Raw genomic sequence first — 19357 nt, forward strand, 5'->3', positions numbered from 1 at the left:
TTTGCAGGCCCACGGGCTCAGCACGAGCACCCGCAGGGTTCTCGCCGTGGTGGCGTCCTCGTTGGTCAAGGTGCCCGCCACAGCGATCAGCGCCTCGTCGCCGGCGGCGTGTCCGCGACTGTCGTTGAGCTCTTTGAAGCGGTCGAGATCGACCATGGCGACCGCCAGAAACATGTGATGGGCGCCGGCCAGCATTCGGCCGACAATGGCCCGGTCGCAGGCTCTCCGGTTCAGCAGACCGGTCAGCGGGTCACGGTTCGCGCGCAAGAGGTCCATCCACAGCGCGCGCACCACGACCTGGATGGCGAGCGGCACGACCACGTTGAGTTCCAGGACCAGAAAGTAACCGGTGAAGGCCAGCAGGGTCTGTCCGCTGGCGGCCAGCCGCACCGCCTGCCAGGCCCCGATCGCGCTGGCCAGAACGAAATTCAGCGCCATGAGCCGGACCGTGTGGAAGAACGCGATGTAGCCGCCGGTGACCGATAACGCCGAGCACGCGTTTCACCAGTTGGTCGCCCATGCCGACACCGCGATGTACGAGGCCAAGCGGTGTGGCGGTAATCAGACCCGTCACCACCAGATCGCGGTCTGAGCGGTACCCGCGGGGCGCGTTGCGTTCAGCTGATCGGATCCTTCGGCGAGTGGTGTTCTACCGCCGCGGCGGCCGCGATGAAGTCGCGTGCCGAGCGAGACAGCGGTCGATCGGAATTCCAGATCATGCCGACATCGCGATAGGCGTCGGCGTCGGCCAGCCGCAGCACCCGCACCCCCGGCGCGTACTCGCTGCCGTCGATGGGCACCAGACTGACGCCCAGTCCCGCGGCGACTAGGCCGGCGACCGTCGTGAGGGTCGGGGCCTCCAATCCGATGCGGGGCCGAAACTGCGCTGCCGCACAGAGCTCGTCGAGCAGTCCCCGCATGCCGAATCCGCGGTGCATCGTCACGAAGCGCTCGTCGGCCAGATCGATCATGGACACCGCCGCACCGTGCGAAAAGCGGTGGTCCTGGGGCACGGCGATGCCCAGCCGTTGACGAAACAGGCTGCGCCAGGCCAGCGTTCGTTTGCGCGGCCGTGGCGATACCACGCCGATGTCGACGACTCCGGACCGCACGCGATCGCCGATCGACTCGGCGGGCCCTTCCTCCAGCGCGAACGTCACCCGCGGTGACGATTCCCCGAACTTCGCGATCAACCTCGGAACCACCGTCGATCCGAACGAGCTCAGAAAGGCCAACCGGATCTCGCTGACGGCCGGGTTTGTCAGGTCATCGATCTCGCGCCGGGCCGAGTCGAGCTCGAGTTGGGCCCGCCGCGCGTGCTCATAGAAGATCCGGCCGTACGTGTTGAGGGCAAGGCGCCTGCCGTGCCGGTCGAACAGCGGCGTCCCCACCTGCTGTTCCAGGCGCGCCAGCATCCGGGTCAGCGTCGGCTGGGCGACATGGAGCTGCTGTGCCGCCGCCGTGACGTGCTGCAATTCGGCGAGTGTGATGAACCACTCGTAGTCGCCGTCCGACATGCAACCACCTCTGCTTATGTGTTTCACGCATCATAAGCACCGAAATAATTCATTTCCTTTTCAGCTGCACGGCCCGAAGCATTGTTGGCATGCCTCACGTCGTCGCGCATCGGGCCGGATCCAGGGGATATCGGCGCATGACGATCGCGCTGTACGGTGCCGGCCTGTCCAGTTTCGCCGCCATGTACTGCACGCAGGCGCTGCTCCCGGCATTGTCGGCGTCCTACCGGATCACGCCGGCGACCGCGGCGTTGACGGTTTCGCTGACGACGGGCATGTTGGCGCTGTCGATCATTCCGGCGAGCGTGCTGTCCGAGCGCTACGGACGCATCACCGTGATGCTGACGTCGGGCATAGCGTCCAGCGTTATCGGGCTGTTGCTGCCGCTGAGTCCCACCCTCGGCGTGCTACTGGCCGGCCGCGCGCTGCATGGCGTCGCGCTGGCCGGTATACCGGCGGTCGCCATGGCATTCCTGGCCGAGGAGGTGCACGCCTCGTCGCTCGGTTCGGCGATGGGCCGCTACGTCGCGGGCACCACGGTGGGAGGGCTGGTCGGGCGGATCGTGCCGTCCCTGGTCGTCGACGTCAGCAATTGGCGGGTCGCGCTGTTGGTGTGCTCGGTGATGACGCTTGCCGGCACGGTCGTGTTCGCCCTGTTGGTGCCCCGGTCGCAGTTCTTCAGCCCGAAGGCGGCGAGCGTGCGCGACACTGTGCGCAACCTTGCCGCACATGTGCGAAACCCCGTGCTGCTGAAGCTGTTTGCCTTGGGTTCGGTGGTGATGGGGGCGTTCGTCACGGTGTACAACTACCTCGGATACCGGCTGACGGACCGGCCCTTCGGATTGGCATCCTCGGTGGTCGGGCTGTTGTTCGTGCTGTACCTGGTGGGCACCTGGACGTCGGTGGTGGCCGGGCGGCTCGCGGACCGCAGGGGCCGCCGGCTCGTGCTCGGCTCGGCATTGCCGATCACCGTGGCCGGCCTGCTGCTCACCGTCCCGCACGCGCTGGCCGTCATCGTCATCGGTGTCGGCGTGTTCACCGGCGGCTTCTTCGCCGCGCACACCGTCGCCAGCGGCTGGGTGGGTGCGGTGGCGCAGCGCGACCGCGCGGAGGCCTCGGCGCTGTACCTGTTCAGCTACTACCTGGGCGGATCGGTGGCCGGCGCCTTGGGCGGCGTCGTGTACGGCAGCGGCGGCTGGCCGGCGACCGTGTTGTTCGTGGGCGGGCTGCTGGCGGCCGGTACCTTGCTCGTCGCAATGTTAGTGCGGCAGACGGCAACTCGGCCCGATGCGCGCCTGGCCGTCGCCGTCGCCCGATGAACCGCTAGGCCTGCGCCTCAGCCGGGAGGCGTTCCGACGCACACGCCACCGGCGCAGGCACCCGCACCGCCCGGTCCCGCCGACGCCCCGGCACCCGGGACGCCCGCGCTGGCCCCGCCGGGTCCGGCGCCGGCCCCCGAACCGCCCGGTCCGGCGGTGGTCGCACCGCCCGGCCCGACGCCCGGTCCACCGCCGCCCGGTCCGCCGGTCCCCGGCGCCGTCGGAGCGGTTGTCGTGACGCTCGCCGGCGTCGTGACGGTGGTGGTGACGGTCGACGTGCTGGGGTTCTTGTTGTCCTTGCCCGAGCTGCAACCCGCGGTCAACGAACTCAAGGCGATCGCCGCGGCGATTCCCGCGGCGACCGAAACACGGGTGACTCCACTACCGGTCATGCGCAAACCAATCTCTGAGGGGTCAGTTCTTGTGTCCCTCTACCCATTTCGGTCTGATATCAACCGTGTCCGGCCGACGGGTCGTCCACCGCGACGGGCACCGCCAGTCGGGTGGGACGCTCATGGCCGCGCAGGGTCACGCTGTCGCCCAGAGACCAACGCGCCCGCTCGGTTTCGCTGGCGCGCTCGATCGCGTCGGCCGTCGCGAGCAGCCGGCTCGCGTGCGCCTTGGCCAGCTCGCACAGCCGGGCCGCCTCGTTGACCGGCTCACCGATCACGGTGTATTCGAAGCGCTCCCTGGCACCGACGTTTCCGGCCACGGCTTGGCCGGCCGCCACGCCGATGCCCGCCGACAGCTCAGACATTTCGTTGGCCAGCCGTTCGGAGATGCTGCGCCCGGCGGCAAGGGCCGCGTCTTCCGGTGAATCAAGGCGGTTGGGAGCCCCGAAGATCGCCAGCGTCGCATCGCCCTCGAACTTGTTGACCAGCCCGCAATAACGGTCCACCTCTTCGACGACGATCCCGAAAAATTGGTTGAGCACGGCCACCACCTCGGCCGGCGGGCGGCTGGTCACCAACTGGGTGGAGCCGATGATGTCGATGAATACGACTGCGACATGGCGTTCTTCGCCGCCCAGCTTCGGCTTCTCGCGTTCGGCGGCCAGGGCCACTTCGCGCCCCACGTGGCGGCCGAAGAGGTCGCGAACGCGTTCGCGCTCGCGCAGTCCGTTGACCATCGCGTTGAAGCCGCGCTGCAGCTCGCCGAGTTCGGTGCCGTCGAATACCACCAATTCGCCGCGCAGATCACCCTTTTCGACGCGCTGAAGCGCGGCCCGCACCACGCGCACCGGTGTCGCGGTCAGCCACGCCAGGATCCACATCAGGATGCAGCCGAAGATCAGCGCCGCCGACGACACGATCAGGACACCGACAGCGAACTGGGTCTGGGTGAGATTGTTCAGCCAGATCTCGAACAGCGTCAAGAGCGCGATGCCGATGACCGGAACACCTGAACCGAGGAACCACACCGTCATGGTCCGCCCCATGATCCCGGCCGCCAGCCGACGGGGCGGCGGACCGGCCTCGAGCGCCTGAGCCGCCACCGGACGCAACGCGAACTCGGCGAGCAGATAACTGCCGGTGGCCACCAGCACACCGCAGAAACTCACCCCGACCAGGAAGCGGGGGATGAACATCGTGTTGACCAGGCCGTAGAGGACCGAATACAGCACCGCCCCGGTTCCCCACAGGACGAGGTCGACCAACGCGATCCGCCACGGGGCGATGAACGTGTTGCGTTCGTCCTCGGGCGTCGGCGCGCGCTCCTCGATGGCCCACCGCAACGCCAGGACGGTCCTGCGGGTGATCCAAAACGTGCCCAGCGTCAGCGCCAGCAGGATGTAGGCCGGTGACACCCCGAACGTGAGCCACGCCGGTGCGTCGTCGAAGATGCTCGGTACCGGGATGGCGACGGTGACCAAGATCAGCCCCGCGACGATCCCGACCAGGTTCGCCCCCAGCACCAGGACGGTCATGATGATCTGGATGCGTACCCGGCGACGGCCCTGGCTTTCCGACACCCGCCCCAGCAGCAGGGAGCCGTACGCGGGCGTGGCCGGCAGACGGCCGCTCTGACGGGTGACCCGCTCGAGCACCCGGCCTATTCGCTGCGCCACGGACTGGTTGGCCGACATGGTGGCGTCAGCCTAATTTGTCGGCGACGCTCTAAGGTGAGTCGGGTGCGTCTAGTGATCGCTCAATGCACCGTGGACTATGTCGGCCGGCTCACCGCGCATCTGCCCTCCGCACGCAGGTTGTTGTTGTTCAAGGCCGACGGATCGGTCAGCGTGCACGCCGACGACCGCGCCTACAAGCCGCTGAACTGGATGAGCCCGCCGTGCTGGCTGACCGAGGAGCCCGGTGATCAATCGCCGGTGTGGGTGGTCGAGAACAAGGCGGGCGAGCAACTGCGCATCACCGTCGAGGAGATCGAACACGACTCCAGCCACGAACTCGGCGTCGACCCCGGCCTGGTCAAGGACGGCGTCGAAGCGCACCTGCAGGCGCTGCTCGCCGAGCACGTGCAACTGCTCGGCGAGGGATACACGCTGGTTCGCCGCGAGTACATGACGGCCATCGGTCCGGTCGATCTGCTGTGCCGCGACGAACACGGGGGCTCGGTGGCGGTGGAGATCAAGCGGCGCGGCGAGATCGACGGCGTCGAACAACTCACCCGATACCTGGAATTGCTCAACCGCGACACCGTGCTCGCGCCGGTCCGGGGAGTGTTCGCCGCCCAGCAGATCAAACCGCAGGCCCGCACGCTCGCCACCGATCGCGGTATCCGTTGTCTGACATTGGATTACGACAAGATGCGCGGCATGGACAGTGACGAGTACCGGCTCTTCTGACGGTTCGCCACTACACTGACCGGATGGCTCGGCGCCGCCCCCCGCCACGTCGGCAGCGGCCGTTGGCGCCGCCCCCGGCCCTGCGGCGGGTGGAGGTCGGCCCGGACGGCCACGAGTACGAGGTCCGGCCCGTACCGGCGGCCCGGGCGGCCAAGACCTATCGGTGTCCCGGCTGCGACCACGAAATACGTTCCGGCTCAGCACATCTGGTGGTATGGCCCACCGATTCGACGCTCGCAGGCGGCCCCGGACAGGTGGAGGACCGCCGGCATTGGCACACGCCGTGCTGGACGCACCGCGCTACCCGCGGTCCGACCAGGAAGTGGTCGTGAGGGTCGGCGTCTCAGGCGGCCGGCTCGACGAGCTCGATCAGGACTCCGCCACCGTCCTTGGGGTGGATGAAGTTGATCCGCGAGTTTGCCGTGCCGCGCCGGGGCGCGTCGTAGATCAGCCGCACACCCTGCTCGCGCAGCTGGGCGACCAAGGCGTCGAGGTCGCTGACCCGAACGGCCATCTGCTGGATGCCCGGCCCGCGCTTGTCGAGGAACTTGGCGATCGTCGAGGACTCGTCGATCGGGGCCATCAACTGGATCTGTGCGGTGCCCGCCGGAGCGCCGCGCACAGCCAGCATGGCTTCGCGGATTCCCTGCTCCTCGTTGACTTCCTCGTGCACCAGGATCATCCCGAGGGTGTCGTGGTACCAGTCGATGGCGGCGTTCAGGTCGGCGACTGCGATGCCGACGTGATCGATCGCCGTCACCAGTGAGGTGGCCAGGATCTGACGGGCGTCAACTTGATCGGTCGTCATCACATAACGGTAACCTGGCGGCAAAGATTGCGCTTCCCCGGGAGGCCGAACCGGCCGTCGGCGCAGGATTAGGAGAGTGTCATGACGACGTCGGTGATCGTTGCTGGAGCACGGACACCCATCGGCAAGCTGATGGGTTCGCTGAAGGACTTTTCGGCCAGCGATCTGGGGGCGATCGCGATCGCCGGGGCGCTGGAAAAGGCCTTCCCAAATGTTCAAGAGCCGGGTTCGCTGGTCGACTACGTGATCATGGGCCAGGTGTTGACGGCCGGGGCCGGCCAGATGCCGGCACGCCAGGCGGCCGTGGCGGCCGGGATCGGCTGGGACGTTCCGGCGTTGACCATCAACAAGATGTGTCTGTCCGGCATCGACTCCATCGCGCTGGCTGACCAGCTCATTCGCGCCGGGGAGTTCGACGTCGTGGTGGCCGGCGGCCAAGAGTCCATGACCAAGGCGCCGCACCTGCTGATGGACAGCCGCTCGGGCTACAAGTACGGCGATGTGACGGTGCTGGACCACATGGCCTACGACGGCCTGCACGACGTGTTCACCGACCAGCCGATGGGCGCGCTCACCGAGCAGCGCAACGACGTCGACCAGTTCACCCGGCAGGAGCAGGACGAGTTCGCTGCCCGGTCGCACCAGAAGGCCGCCGCGGCATGGAAGGACGGCGTCTTCACCGACGAAGTGGTGCCGGTCAACATCCCGCAGCGCAAAGGCGATCCGCTGCAGTTCACCGAGGACGAGGGGATCCGCGCCAACACCACCGCCGAGTCGCTGGCCGGCCTCAAGCCGGCCTTCCGCCGTGACGGCACCATCACCGCCGGATCGGCCTCCCAGATCTCCGATGGCGCCGCCGCGGTGGTGGTGATGAGCAAGGCCAAGGCACAGGAGCTGGGGCTGAGCTGGCTGGCAGAGATCGGTGCGCACGGCGTGGTGGCCGGGCCGGATTCCACGCTGCAGTCGCAGCCGGCCAACGCGATCAAGAAGGCGATCGCCCGTGAGGGCATCTCCGTCGACCAGCTCGACGTCATCGAGATCAACGAGGCGTTCTCCGCGGTGGCGCTGGCCTCGACCCGCGAACTGGGCGTGAATCCCGACCTGGTCAACGTCAACGGCGGCGCGATCGCCGTCGGGCATCCGATCGGGATGTCGGGAGCGCGGATCACTCTGCACGCCGCCCTGGAATTGTCGCGACGCGGCTCCGGATACGCCGTCGCGGCGCTGTGTGGGGCCGGCGGACAGGGCGACGCGCTGATTCTGCGCGCGGGTTAGCCGCCCGATCGGACGTTTGCCGACGTTGCTGGCGCGGCGCGCCGGTGGCCGATTGTGATCTTCGTCATATTTGCCGATCACGGGGCTTTTCGGTGGGCGTTTTCGGCCCGCTGCGTCGCCGCCACCGGGTGGATGGGTAGCCCGTCCGCATGACAAACTTGACGGCGTGACTCGTCCGCGACCTCCTATCGGCCCCGCCCTGGCTGGTGCGGTCGATCTCTCCGGTCTCAAGCAACGGGCCCAGCCCGCGGCCGGCCCAGCCGCAGGGGCCACACAGTCAGCCGCCGACGGTGACCCCGGCATCATCGCGGTCACCGAGGCCAATTTCGAGGCCGAAGTCCTGCTGCGGTCCGAGGAAGTGCCCGTCGTGGTGTTGCTGTGGTCGCCGCGCAGCGATGCGTGTGTCCAGCTGCTCGACACGTTCGCCGGGCTGGCCGCCCAGGACAATGGCAAGTGGTCGTTGACCACGGTCAACGTCGACGTCGCGCCCCGGGTGGCGCAGATATTCGGTGTCGATGCCGTCCCGACCGTGGTGGCATTGGCCGCCGGGCAGCCGATCTCGAGTTTTCAGGGGATGCAGCCGACCGAGCAGTTGCGCGGCTGGCTGGATCAGATTCTCTCGGCGACCGCCGGAAAGCTTAGGGGCCCAAGCGGTTCCGCGGAGGCCGAGGCGGTCGACCCGGAGCTGGCCGCGGCCCGCCAGCAGCTGGAAGACGGCGACTTCGAGGCGGCTAAGACGTCGTATCAGTCGATCCTGGACGCCAATCCGGCCAACGCCGAAGCCAAGGGCGCGATCCGGCAGATCGAATTCCTCACGCGCGCAACCGCGCAACGCCCGGACGCCGTTGCCGTGGCCGACGCCGCGCCCGGTGACATCGAAGCCGCCCTCGCGGCGGCCGACGTGCAGATCCTCAACCAGGAGGTCGGACCCGCCTTCGATCGCCTGATTGCTTTGGTGCGCAGCACATCCGGCGACGACCGCACCCGAGTGCGCACCAGGTTGGTCGAGCTTTTCGAGCTCTTCGACCCGACTGACCCCGAGGTCGTCGCCGGGCGGCGCAACCTCGCCAACGCGCTGTACTGAGGTTTACTCGGGGGCCAGCCACAGCGCCGACGTGGGCGGCAGCACCAGCAGTGCCGAGGCCGGCCGGCCGTGCCAGGGGTCTTCCGTGGCGTCCACCCCGCCCATGTTGCCGATCCCCGTACCGTTGTAGGCCGTCGCGTCGGTGTTGAGCACCTCGCGCCACCGGCCGGCCGAGGGCAGGCCCAATCGGTATCCGCCGTGCTCGGCGCCCGCGAAGTTGAACACACAAGCCATCACCGAGCCGTCCTTACCGTACCGCAGGAAGCTGAGCACGTTGTTGCCCGAGTCGTTGGCGTCGATCCAGGAGTAGCCGTCTGGCACGGTGTCCTGGCTCCACAGCGCCGGGTGAGTGCGGTAGATGTCGTTGAGGTCGCGGACCAGGCGCAGCACCCCGTTGGAGAACCCCTGCTCGTCGAGCTGCCACCAATCCAAGCCGCGCTCCTCGGACCACTCGGCGCGCTGCCCGAATTCCTGTCCCATGAACAACAATTGCTTGCCCGGGTGCGCCCACTGGTAGGCGAGCAAGCTGCGCAGCCCGGCCGCCTTGACGTGGTTGTTGCCCGGCATGCGGCCCCACAGCGTGCCCTTGCCGTGTACCACCTCGTCATGGCTGATCGGCAGCACGTAATTCTCGCTGAACGCATAGAGCATCGAGAACGTCATCTCGTGGTGGTGGTAGCTGCGGTAGATGGGATCGCGGCTGATGTAGTCGAGCGTGTCGTGCATCCAGCCCATGTTCCACTTCATCGAAAAGCCCAGGCCGCCAAGGTTTGTCGGCCGCGTCACGCCGGGCCACGAGGTGGACTCCTCGGCGATGGTGACGATGCCCGGGGCGGTCTTGTGCACCGTGGCGTTCATCTCCTGCAGGAACTGCACCGCCTCCAAGTTCTCCCGGCCGCCGTAGATGTTCGGGGTCCAGCCCCCTTCGGGGCGGGAGTAGTCCAGGTAGAGCATCGAGGCGACCGCGTCCACCCGCAGGCCGTCGATGTGGAACTCCTCGAGCCAGAACAGCGCGTTGGCCACCAGGAAGTTACGCACCTCGCGACGGCCGAAGTCGAATACGTAGGTGCCCCAGTCGAGTTGCTCGCCCCGCTTGGGGTCGGAGTGCTCGTAGAGCGGCGTGCCGTCGAAGCGGCCCAGCGCCCAGGCGTCCTTGGGAAAGTGCGCCGGCACCCAGTCCACCAGCACGCCGATGCCGGCCTGGTGTAAGGCGTCGACCAGGGCCCGGAATTCGTCGGGGGTGCCGAACCGCGATGTCGGCGCGTAGTACGACGTCACCTGGTAACCCCACGATCCGGCGAAGGGATGCTCGGCGACCGGCAGCAGCTCGACGTGGGTGAACCCGTGTTCCACAACGTAATCCGTCAGCTCGCGGGCCAACTGGCGGTAGTTCAGTCCGGGGCGCCAGGAACCCAGGTGCACCTCGTAGGTGCTCATCGGTTCGAACACCGGGTTGCGCCGCGCGCGCTCGGCCATCCAGTCGGCGTCTTCCCACGTGTAGCTGCTGCGCGTCACCCGGGATGCGGTGTGCGGCGGCACCTCGGTGGCGAACGCCATCGGGTCGGCGCGCTCGGTCACGACGTCGTCGGCCCCGTGCACCCGGAACTTGTACAGCCCCTCGACGGGAAAGCCGGGCCAGAACAGTTCCCAGACCCCCGATGAGCCCAACACCCGCATCGGGGCTTCGCTACCGGTCCAGCCGTTGAACTCACCGATCAGATTGACGCCCTTGGCATTCGGCGCCCACACCGCGAACGACACCCCGTTGACCACGCCGTCGGCCGTGGTGAACGAGCGCGGATGCGCGCCCAGTACTTCCCAGAGCCGCTCGTGGCGTCCCTCCCCGAACAGGTGGAGGTCGACCTCGCCCAGGGTCGGCAAGAAGCGGTAGGCGTCGGCGATGACGTACGGCTCCGCCCCCTCATAGGTGATCTGCAACCGATAGTCGATCAGGTTGACGAACGGCAGCGCGACCGCGAAAAGCCCGGATTCGATGTGCTGCATCGGGAACCGATCGTCGCCGACGAGTGCGACGACTTCGGTCGCGTGCGGCCGGTACGCCCGAATGACGGTGTGGTCGGCGTACTCGTGCGCCCCGAGAATGCTGTGCGGGTTGTAATGCGTGCCCCCGATCAGGCGCGAGAGGTCGGCAGGGTCGGGTGCCAGGAGCGCCCCGGCGAGTTGGTCGGTTTTGCTCATGTCACAATCCCTCCGGTCCGTTTGGTGGCCTGCGCAGCAGGATCCCCCGCGCGTCGTGCGGTATGAGCGGCATGTTGATGATGTGCGCAACCGCCTGCCCGGGATCGATGCGAACGTAATTGGCTTGGCCCCACTGGAATTCCTGGCCGGTGATCTCGTCGCGCACCCAAAAACGCTCGTAGGGCTCCATACCCAGAGCCTCCATATCTAAAAACAGCGTCGCCTCCTCGGCGCCGAACGCGTTGAGCGTCACCACCACCAGGACGCAGTCGCCGGTCACCGGATCGAACTTGGAATAGGCGAGCAGCGCATCGTTGTCGATGTCATGGAAATGAATCGTGCGCAGTTGCTCCAGCGCGGGGTGCAGTCGGCGAATCGCGTTGAGCTGCGTGATGAATGGCTCCAGCGATCGCCCCTCGGCCAGCGCGGCGGCGAAATCGCGGGGCCGCAACTCATACTTCTCGGAGTCCAGGTACTCCTCGCTGCCCTCCCGCACCGCGCGATGTTCGAACAGTTCGTAGCCGGAGTACACCCCCCACGCCGGACCCATGGTCGCCGCCAGCACCGCTCGGATCGCGAACATGCCGGGTCCGTTGTGCTGCAGGATGGCGTGCAGGATGTCCGGGGTGTTGACAAACAGGTTGGGGCGCCGGAAGTCTGCCGCGGCGGCGATGGCCTCGCCAAACTCAGTGAGCTCCTGCTTTGCCGTGCGCCAGGTGAAATAGCTGTAGGACTGGGTAAACCCGAGCTTGGCCAGGCCGTACTGGCGGGCCGGGGGCGTGAAGGCCTCCGACAGGAACAGCACGTCGGGGTCGATGCCCTTGACCGTGGCGATCAGCCAGGCCCAGAAGTCTGGCGGCTTGGTGTGCGGGTTGTCGACGCGGAAGAACTTGACGCCGTGGTCCATCCAGTGCCGGACCACGCGCAACACCTCGTCGTAGAGGCCGGCGGGGTCGTTGTCGAAGTTGATCGGATAGATGTCCTGGTATTTCTTCGGCGGGTTCTCCGCGTAAGCGATTGTGCCGTCCGGCAATTCGGTGAACCAGTTGCGGTGATCGCGCGCCCACGGATGATCCGGTGCGCACTGCAGCGCCAGGTCCAGCGCGACCTCCATGCCCAACTCGCGGGTGGCGGCGACGAAGGCGTCGAAGTCCTCGATGGTCCCCAAATCCGGGTGCACGGCGTCATGTCCGCCCTCGTCGCTGCCGATCGCCCAGGGGGAGCCCACGTCTCCGGGCGCCGCGGTCGGGGAGTTGTTGCGCCCCTTGCGATGTACCTTGCCGATCGGGTGGATCGGCGGCAGGTAGACGACGTCGAAGCCCATCGCCGCGATGCGGGGAAGCTGGGCGGCCGCCGTGGCGAACGTGCCGTGCACGGGGTTGCCGTCGGCGTCCCACCCACCGGTCGAGCGGGGAAACATCTCATACCAGGAGCCGAACCGGGCCAGCGGCCGGTCCACCCAGACGCCGTACTGCTCGCCGCGGGTGACCAGATCGCGCAGCGGGTAGTCGGCCAGGATTTCCTCGATCTCGGGGCCCAGCGCCAGCGCGGTGCGGGTGACCGGGTCGCCCGGCTCGCGCAGCGCGGCGGCGGCGGCCAGCAGCGGCTCGCGCAGTGCCCGCGGCACGCCCGTCGCCGCGCGTTCGAAGAGCCCCGCGCCGACCAGAAGGTCGTTGGACAACTCGGTCTCACCCTGACCGGCGTCCAGCTTGGCGACCAGCCCGTGCCGCCACGAGTGGATCGGGTCGCCCCACCCGTCGACCCGGAAGGTCCACAGCCCGACCTGATCGGGGGTGAACTGACCGTGGAACACGTAGGGTTCCGGACCCATCGTCATCGGCAGCAGTAGCGGTTTGATCCGTTGCTGGTCGACCTTGCCGTCGCGCTGGGTCGCCGGCTTGGTCGGGGCCGCAGCGGCCTTGATCCGGCGGGTCTCGCTCACCTGCGGGTAGCCGGGGCCGAGGTAGCGCACCACCAAGGTCGCCGCGACTGCCTCGTGGCCTTCTCGCCATACCGCGGCGCTGACCGGGACGACTTCGCCGACCACGGCTTTCGCGGGATACGCGCCACAGGAAACGACCGGTTGGACGTTATCGATCTCGACACGACCGGGCACCAGCACTCCGTTCCGATTGTTTGCGGCCATGCCCGCGATGTGCTCCGTGCGGAATGCCGCTCGTCGGGAAACTTCCTGTCGTGAGGAAAATTTCTGGGCAGGGAAGCATCGTTGCGACCCCGATTACTACCCGATACCCACCCTAGTCTCCGGTCACACACCGCCGGGGAAATGCGGTGCGTCCGGTCGCCGTGCACGGGCCGGGAACCTCAGTAAGGTAGGGACGCGTGAAAGCCCTCCGCCGGTTTACCGTCCGTGCTCACCTTCCGGAGCGTCTGACCGCGCTGGACCAACTGTCGACCAACCTGCGATGGTCGTGGGACAAGCCCACTCAGGAGCTTTTCGCGACCATCGACTCTGACCTGTGGGAGCGGTGCGGCAGCGATCCGGTGGCGTTGCTGGGCGCGGTCAAACCGGCGCGGCTCGATGAGTTGGCGCTCGATGAAGCCTTCCTGCGCCGGCTCGACGAGCTGACCGCCGATCTCAACGACTATCTGAGCCGCCCGCTGTGGTACCAGCAGCGGCAGGAGCAGGGCGCCGAGATGCCGGCCGCCATCGCGTACTTCTCGATGGAATTCGGCATCGCCGAGGTGCTGCCCAACTACTCCGGTGGCTTGGGAATCCTGGCCGGCGACCACCTGAAGTCCGCATCCGATCTGGGCGTGCCGCTGGTGGCGGTGGGCCTCTACTACCGGTCCGGGTATTTCCGGCAGTCCTTGACCGCCGACGGCTGGCAGAACGAGACCTACCCGTCGTTGGATCCGCAGGGCCTGCCGTTGCGGTTGCTGACCGACGCGACCGGCGAGCCGGCGCTGGTCGAGCTGATGCTGCCGGACTCCGCGCAGCTGCACGCGCGGATCTGGGTCGCCCAGGTGGGCCGGGTTCCGCTGCTGCTACTCGATTCCGATGTCCCCGAGAACGAGCACGACCTGCGCGGCGTCACCGACCGCCTGTACGGGGGCGACCAGGAACACCGGATGCGCCAGGAGATCCTCGCCGGCATCGGTGGGGTACGGGCGATCCGCGCCTTCACCGGCATTCACGGCCTGCCCGCGCCGGAGGTGTTCCACATGAACGAGGGCCACGCGGGTTTCCTGGGAGCCGAACGCATTCGTGAACTGATGACCGGCTCGGGATTGGACTTCGACACGGCGCTGACGGTGGTGCGCTCCAGCACGGTGTTCACCACCCACACCCCGGTGCCCGCCGGCATCGACAGGTTTCCCATCGAGATGGTGCGGCTGTACTTCGACGACCACGCGGGCGACGGCGCGAAATCCGGTGACAAGGCCGCGAGATCGGATGCGACCGGTGCGCCCGCGTTGCTGCCGGGGGTGCCGACCGCTCGCATCCTGGCGCTCGGCGCCGAGGACGACCCCACCAAATTCAACATGGCCCACATGGGTTTGCGGCTGGCCCAGCGCGCCAACGGCGTCTCGTCGTTGCACGGCCGGGTGAGCCGGTCCATGTTCAACGAGCTGTGGCCCGGCTTCGACGCCAGCGAGGTGCCGATCGGCTCGATCACCAACGGAGTTCATGCACGCACCTGGGCGGCGCCGCAGTGGCTGCAGCTGGGTCGCGAGCTGGTCGGGTCGGATTCGTTCAGCGATCCGGGGGTCTGGCTGCGGCTCAAGCAAGTCGACGCGGGGCACCTGTGGTGGATCCGCTCACAGCTGAGGTCCCTGCTGGTCGACGACGTCCGGCAGCGGCTGCGTCGCTCCTGGCTGGAACGGGGTGCCTCGGACGCCGAATTGGGTTGGATCGCAACCGCATTCGATCCGGAGGTGTTGACCATCGGCTTCGCGCGACGGGTGCCGACCTACAAGCGGCTGACGCTGATGCTGCGCGATCCGGCTCGGCTGGAACAGCTGCTGCTCGACTCCGAACGACCGATCCAGCTGATCGTGGCCGGTAAATCCCACCCCGCCGACGACGGCGGAAAGGCGTTGATCCAGCAGGTGGTGCGCTTCGCCGACCGGCCCGAGGTGCGCCACCGCATCGCCTTCCTGCCCGACTACGACATGTCGATGGCGCGGCTGTTGTATTGGGGCTGCGACGTGTGGCTGAACAATCCGCTGCGGCCGCTGGAGGCTTGCGGCACTTCGGGAATGAAGAGCGCGCTCAACGGCGGGCTGAACCTGTCCATCCGCGACGGCTGGTGGGACGAGTGGTACGACGGCGAAAACGGTTGGGAGATACCGTCCGCCGACGGCGTGACCGACGAGGCGCGGCGCGACGACCTGGAGTCCAGCGGGCTCTACACGCTGCTGGAAGAAACCGTCGCACCGAAGTTCTACGAACGCGACGAACACGGTGTGCCGCCCCGCTGGATCGAAATGGTGCGTCACACGGTGCAAACGCTCGGTCCCAAGGTGTTGGCGTCGCGCATGGTGCGCGACTACGTCGAGCAGTACTACACGCCCGCGGCGCAGTCGCTGCGCAAGACGATCGCGCCCGTCGAGGGCGCCGAGGATGCGGCGAGCGGCGGCGAGTTCGGCGCGGCCCGTGAGCTGGCCGCCTACCGCACGCGCGCCGAGGAGGCCTGGCCCAAGATCGTCATCACCGACGTCGACAGCACCGGACTGCCGGACAGCCCGGTGCTCGGCTCCAAGCTGACCCTGACCGCGACCGTCCAGCTGGCCGGGCTCGCGCCTGACGAGGTCACCGTCCAGGCGCTGGTCGGCCGCGTCGACGCCAGCGACGCACTGCTGGAGCCCGTCACCGTCGAGATGTCCTACGCCGGCACCGCCGAGGGCGGCAACCAGGTGTTCTCGACGACAACGCCGCTGCCGCTGGCGGGATCGGTCGGCTACACCGTGCGCGTGCTGCCCCGCCATCCGATGCTGGCGGCCAGCAACGAGCTCGGGCTGGTCACCCTGGCCCGCTAACCGGAAGCGGGTCAGGCCGATAGGCCCTGCTCGGCCGCGGGCGCGGTGCGCAGCCGCTGCAGCGCCTGGCGCACCTGCTCGCCGTTGGTGGTCTGCCAGAACGGCGGAAGCGACGCCCGCAGGTAGCCGCCGTAGCCGGCGGTGACCATGCGCGAGTCGAGCACCGCGACCACGCCCCGGTCGGTGACGCGGCGCAGCAGCCGCCCCGACCCCTGCGCCAGCAGCAGCGCCGCATGACTGGCCGCGACGGCCATGAAGCCGTTGCCGCCGCGCGCCGCGACCGCGCGCTGCCGCGCGCCCAGCAGCGGGTCGTCGGGCCGGGGAAACGGGATGCGGTCGATCAGCACCAGCGACAGCGACGGCCCGGGCACGTCGACGCCCTGCCACAGCGACAGGGTGCCGAACAGCGACGTCTGGGGGTCGGCGCTGAACTGCTCGACGAGCGCCGAGGTGCTGTCGTCGCCCTGACACAACACCGGCGTGGACAGCCGGCCGCGCATGGCCTCGGCGGCGGCACGGGCCGCCCGCATCGACGAGAACAGGCCCAGGGTGCGCCCGTCGGCGGCGGTGATGAGTTCGGCGATTTCGCTCAGCTGCTCGGCCGATCCGGTGCCGTCGCGTCCCGGTGGCGGCAGGTGCGCGGCCACATACAGGATTCCGGCTTTGGCGTGCTGGAACGGCGAACCCACATCCAGGCCGCGCCACCTCGCGTCGCCGTCCGCACCGGTCAGCCCCCACGCCGTGGCCATGGCGTCGAACGAGCCGCCGATGGTCAGCGTGGCCGACGTGAGCACGACCGTCGAACGCGAGAACACCCGGGACCGCAGCAGCCCCGCGACCGACAGCGGGGCCACCCGCAGCACCGGGCGCGCCGCGCCCCTGATCTCCTCGTGCTCCAGCCACACTACGTCGGTGCGGTCGGGGATGGCCGGGCCGAAGGATGTGAGCACGCGCGACGCGGTGTCCGATATCTCGCTCAGCGCCGCAACGGCTTCGGCGCGCGCCGACGCCGCCTTCGGGTCGTTCGTGCGCTCGATCGCCGAGCGCGCCGCCGTCGTCACGTCGCGCAGTGCCGTCAAATAGGTCGCCAACTCCTCGTCGAGGCGATCGATGCGGCCCGGCGTGCCGTCGTGGATGACCGAGGCGAAGTTGGCCGTCGCCGCCTCCAGGCGCTGGATCAGTTCCGGTTCCACCAGGCGGGCGATCCGCCGGGCGGTCACCCCGAGGGCGGCCGACGTCAGCTCCGCGGTGGCCACCGACGTCACCCGGTCGACCAACTCGTGCGCCTCGTCGACGACCAGCAGCGCGTGCTCGGGCAGGACCGCCGATTCGGCCACCGCGTCGATGGCCAGCAGCGCGTGGTTGGTGACGACGATATCGGCCTGACCAGCACGACCGCGCGCGCGTTCGGAGAAGCACTCGGTACCGAACGGGCAGCGCGCCACGCCGAGGCATTCCCGCGCGGACACGCTGACCTGCGACCAGGATCGGTCCGGCACGCCGGGCTTGAGGTCGTCGCGGTCACCGGATTCGGTGCTCGACGCCCACTCGGTGAGCCGTTGCACGTCGCGGCCCAGGGCGCTGACGGCCATCGGGTTGAACAGTTCCTCCTGCGGCCGGTGGTCGGCATCCTCGCCGTCGGCGGCCGCGCCGTTGTGAATCTTGTTCAGGCACAGATAGTTTCGCCGCCCCTTGAGCAACGCGAACTCTGGGCGGCGCGGCAGCGCATCGGCCAGCGCGTCGACCAGCCGGGGTAGATCGCGGTCGACGAGCTGGCGCTGCAGAGCGATCGTGGCCGTGGACACGACGACGGGGGAGTCGTCCTCGAGGGCGTGCACGAGCGCGGGCACCAGATATGCGAGCGACTTGCCGGTACCGGTGCCGGCCTGCACCACCAGGTGCTCCTCGGTGGCGAAGGCCCGCGCCACCGCGGCGGCCATCTCCTGTTGGCCGCTGCGTTCACTGCCGCCGAGCGCGGCCACGGCGGTGGCCAGCAGCTCGGACACGGACACGTCGGACGTGGCTACCCTCTTCGCTGGTCGGGAATCTGCGTCGTGGTGACCGCGGGATCGCCGTGCGACAAATTCAATCCCTCCCACGGCAGACTGCGCAGCCCGGAAGTTACCAGCTCGCGCGCCGCCGCGAGGTTCGGTTTGGACACCAGCTCGCCACCGCGCACCAGCGGGACGGTCAGCACCCGGGCCGGTTCGGAGACGGCAGGCTGCTGTCCGGCCGGATACACCACCTCCTCGATGATGGTGCCGGAGTCGCGGGACAGCCGCAGCGCCTCCTTGTGTCCGCCGTGAGATTCCTTGTGACTGCTGCGCTTTTGCACCGGCATGCCGTCCACCTCGACGAGTTTGTAGACCATGTTCGCGGTCGGGGCGCCCGAGCCGGTCACCAGCGACGTGCCCACGCCGTAACTGTCCACCGGTTCGGCGGCCAGGGCCGCAATGGAGAACTCGTCGAGGTCACCGGAGACCACGATGCGGGTCCGGGTGGCGCCCAGCTCGTCGAGCTGCCGGCGGACCTGACGGGCCAGCACGCCCAGCTCGCCGGAGTCGATGCGCACCGCGCCGAGCCCCGTACCGGCGGCGGCGACGGCATTGGCCACCCCGGTCGTCACGTCATAGGTGTCCACCAGCAGGGTGGTGTCCACGCCGAGCGCGTCGACCTGTGCCCGAAACGCCGCCAGTTCGGTCGATTCCGTGGGTGAGTCGGCGCGCGCATGCAGCATGGTGAACGCGTGCGCGGAGGTGCCCTCGGCGGGTATTCCGTAGCAGCGCTGCGCCTCCAGGTTCGAGGAGCCGTCGAAGCCGGCGATGTAGGCCGCGCGGGCCGCGGCGACCGCCGCCTGCTCGTGGGTTCGCCGCGACCCCATCTCGATGAGCGGGCGTCCCCTGGCCGCGCTCACCATCCGCGCCGCGGCCGAGGCGACGGCGGTGTCGTGATTGAAAATCGACAGCGCCAGCGTCTCGAGCACCACGCATTCGGCGAACGTCCCGCTCACCGACAGCACCGGGGATCCGGGGAAGTACAGCTCGCCCTCGGCGTAGCCGTCGATGTCGCCGCCGAACCGAAATTCGCGCAAGTAGCGCAACGTATCTGGGTCGAGGAACTGCCCCAGCGACTGGCACGCCTGGTCGTCGAAGGTGAACTGGGGCAGCGCCTCGAGCAGCCGGCCGGTGCCGGCGACCACGCCGTAACGACGTCCTTGGGGAAGCCGGCGTGCGAAAAGCTCGAAGGTGGTCCGTCGATCGGCGCTGCCGTCGCGCAGCGCCGCCGCCAGCATCGTCAACTCGTACTTGTCGGTCAGCAGCCCAGTAACGACCGGGTCGTTCATCCCAT

At 68.4% G+C, this 19357-nt stretch carries 14 protein-coding genes and 1 pseudogene; 6 read left to right on the forward strand and 9 right to left on the reverse strand.

Annotated elements, in window-relative coordinates; genetic code table 11:
• Both A5622_RS13615 and A5622_RS13620 read right to left on the reverse strand, forming a co-directional pair.
• Positions 1-498: pseudogene (locus A5622_RS13615) on the reverse strand (GGDEF domain-containing protein); the annotation flags it as partial.
• A gap of 119 nt (positions 499-617) precedes the next feature.
• A complete protein-coding gene (locus A5622_RS13620) occupies positions 618-1517 on the reverse strand; it encodes a LysR family transcriptional regulator (protein ID WP_066864610.1) in 900 nt (299 codons plus the stop codon).
• A gap of 89 nt (positions 1518-1606) precedes the next feature.
• On the opposite strand from A5622_RS13620, the gene A5622_RS13625 reads away from it, so the two are divergent.
• The gene (locus tag A5622_RS13625) at positions 1607-2836 is read left to right on the forward strand and encodes an MFS transporter (RefSeq protein ID WP_197499383.1); all 1230 of its coding nucleotides are present in this window, start codon (positions 1607-1609) and stop codon (positions 2834-2836) included.
• A 17-nt stretch (positions 2837-2853) separates the two neighbouring features.
• On the opposite strand, the gene A5622_RS13630 is transcribed toward A5622_RS13625, so the two are convergent.
• On the reverse strand, positions 2854-3228 hold the full coding sequence (locus tag A5622_RS13630) for a hypothetical protein (RefSeq protein WP_066879055.1): 375 nt from the start codon (positions 3226-3228) through the stop codon (positions 2854-2856).
• Positions 3229-3287: 59 nt separating this feature from the next.
• Positions 3288-4922, reverse strand: coding sequence for an adenylate/guanylate cyclase domain-containing protein (locus A5622_RS13635; RefSeq protein WP_066864623.1), 1635 nt, complete (start codon positions 4920-4922; stop codon positions 3288-3290).
• A gap of 45 nt (positions 4923-4967) precedes the next feature.
• Here A5622_RS13635 and nucS point away from each other — a divergent pair, with 45 nt between their 5' ends.
• Positions 4968-5639 carry an endonuclease NucS gene (gene nucS, locus A5622_RS13640; RefSeq protein ID WP_066864626.1) on the forward strand — a complete coding sequence of 224 codons (672 nt, stop codon included), beginning with the start codon at positions 4968-4970 and terminating at the stop codon, positions 5637-5639.
• A 23-nt stretch (positions 5640-5662) separates the two neighbouring features.
• Positions 5663-5971: a hypothetical protein gene (locus A5622_RS28270; protein WP_082975945.1), complete on the forward strand. Its 309-nt coding sequence runs from the start codon at positions 5663-5665 to the stop codon at positions 5969-5971.
• 11 nt (positions 5972-5982) lie between these two features.
• Here A5622_RS28270 and mce read toward each other — a convergent pair whose 3' ends face one another.
• Positions 5983-6450: a methylmalonyl-CoA epimerase gene (mce, locus tag A5622_RS13645; RefSeq protein WP_082994587.1), complete on the reverse strand. Its 468-nt coding sequence runs from the start codon at positions 6448-6450 to the stop codon at positions 5983-5985.
• A 78-nt stretch (positions 6451-6528) separates the two neighbouring features.
• Between mce and A5622_RS13650 the strand changes: the two genes are divergently transcribed.
• Entirely contained in the window at positions 6529-7722 is a 1194-nt protein-coding gene (locus A5622_RS13650) for an acetyl-CoA C-acetyltransferase (RefSeq protein ID WP_066879060.1), read from the forward strand.
• Between the two features lie 166 nt (positions 7723-7888).
• Positions 7889-8806: a tetratricopeptide repeat protein gene (locus A5622_RS13655; RefSeq protein WP_066864634.1), complete on the forward strand. Its 918-nt coding sequence runs from the start codon at positions 7889-7891 to the stop codon at positions 8804-8806.
• Positions 8807-8809: 3 nt separating this feature from the next.
• On the opposite strand, the gene glgB is transcribed toward A5622_RS13655, so the two are convergent.
• Positions 8810-11005 carry a 1,4-alpha-glucan branching protein GlgB gene (glgB, locus tag A5622_RS13660; protein WP_066864637.1) on the reverse strand — a complete coding sequence of 732 codons (2196 nt, stop codon included), beginning with the start codon at positions 11003-11005 and terminating at the stop codon, positions 8810-8812.
• Position 11006: 1 nt separating this feature from the next.
• Positions 11007-13121 carry an alpha-1,4-glucan--maltose-1-phosphate maltosyltransferase gene (locus A5622_RS13665; RefSeq protein WP_231997762.1) on the reverse strand — a complete coding sequence of 705 codons (2115 nt, stop codon included), beginning with the start codon at positions 13119-13121 and terminating at the stop codon, positions 11007-11009.
• Positions 13122-13348: 227 nt separating this feature from the next.
• Between A5622_RS13665 and glgP the strand changes: the two genes are divergently transcribed.
• Complete coding sequence (gene glgP, locus A5622_RS13670) at positions 13349-16009, forward strand: alpha-glucan family phosphorylase (RefSeq protein ID WP_066879063.1); 2661 nt, start codon at positions 13349-13351, stop codon at positions 16007-16009.
• 11 nt (positions 16010-16020) lie between these two features.
• Here glgP and A5622_RS13675 read toward each other — a convergent pair whose 3' ends face one another.
• Both A5622_RS13675 and A5622_RS13680 read right to left on the reverse strand, forming a co-directional pair.
• Complete coding sequence (locus tag A5622_RS13675; protein ID WP_156752949.1) at positions 16021-18021, reverse strand: ATP-dependent DNA helicase; 2001 nt, start codon at positions 18019-18021, stop codon at positions 16021-16023.
• An 11-nt stretch (positions 18022-18032) separates the two neighbouring features.
• Positions 18033-19352: a nicotinate phosphoribosyltransferase gene (locus tag A5622_RS13680; RefSeq protein ID WP_066879066.1), complete on the reverse strand. Its 1320-nt coding sequence runs from the start codon at positions 19350-19352 to the stop codon at positions 18033-18035.
• Positions 19353-19357 lie beyond the last annotated feature (5 nt).

This window comes from Mycobacterium sp. 1245801.1 (genome assembly GCF_001673055.1).
In the GTDB taxonomy this organism is placed as follows: Bacteria; Actinomycetota; Actinomycetes; order Mycobacteriales; family Mycobacteriaceae; genus Mycobacterium; species Mycobacterium europaeum_A.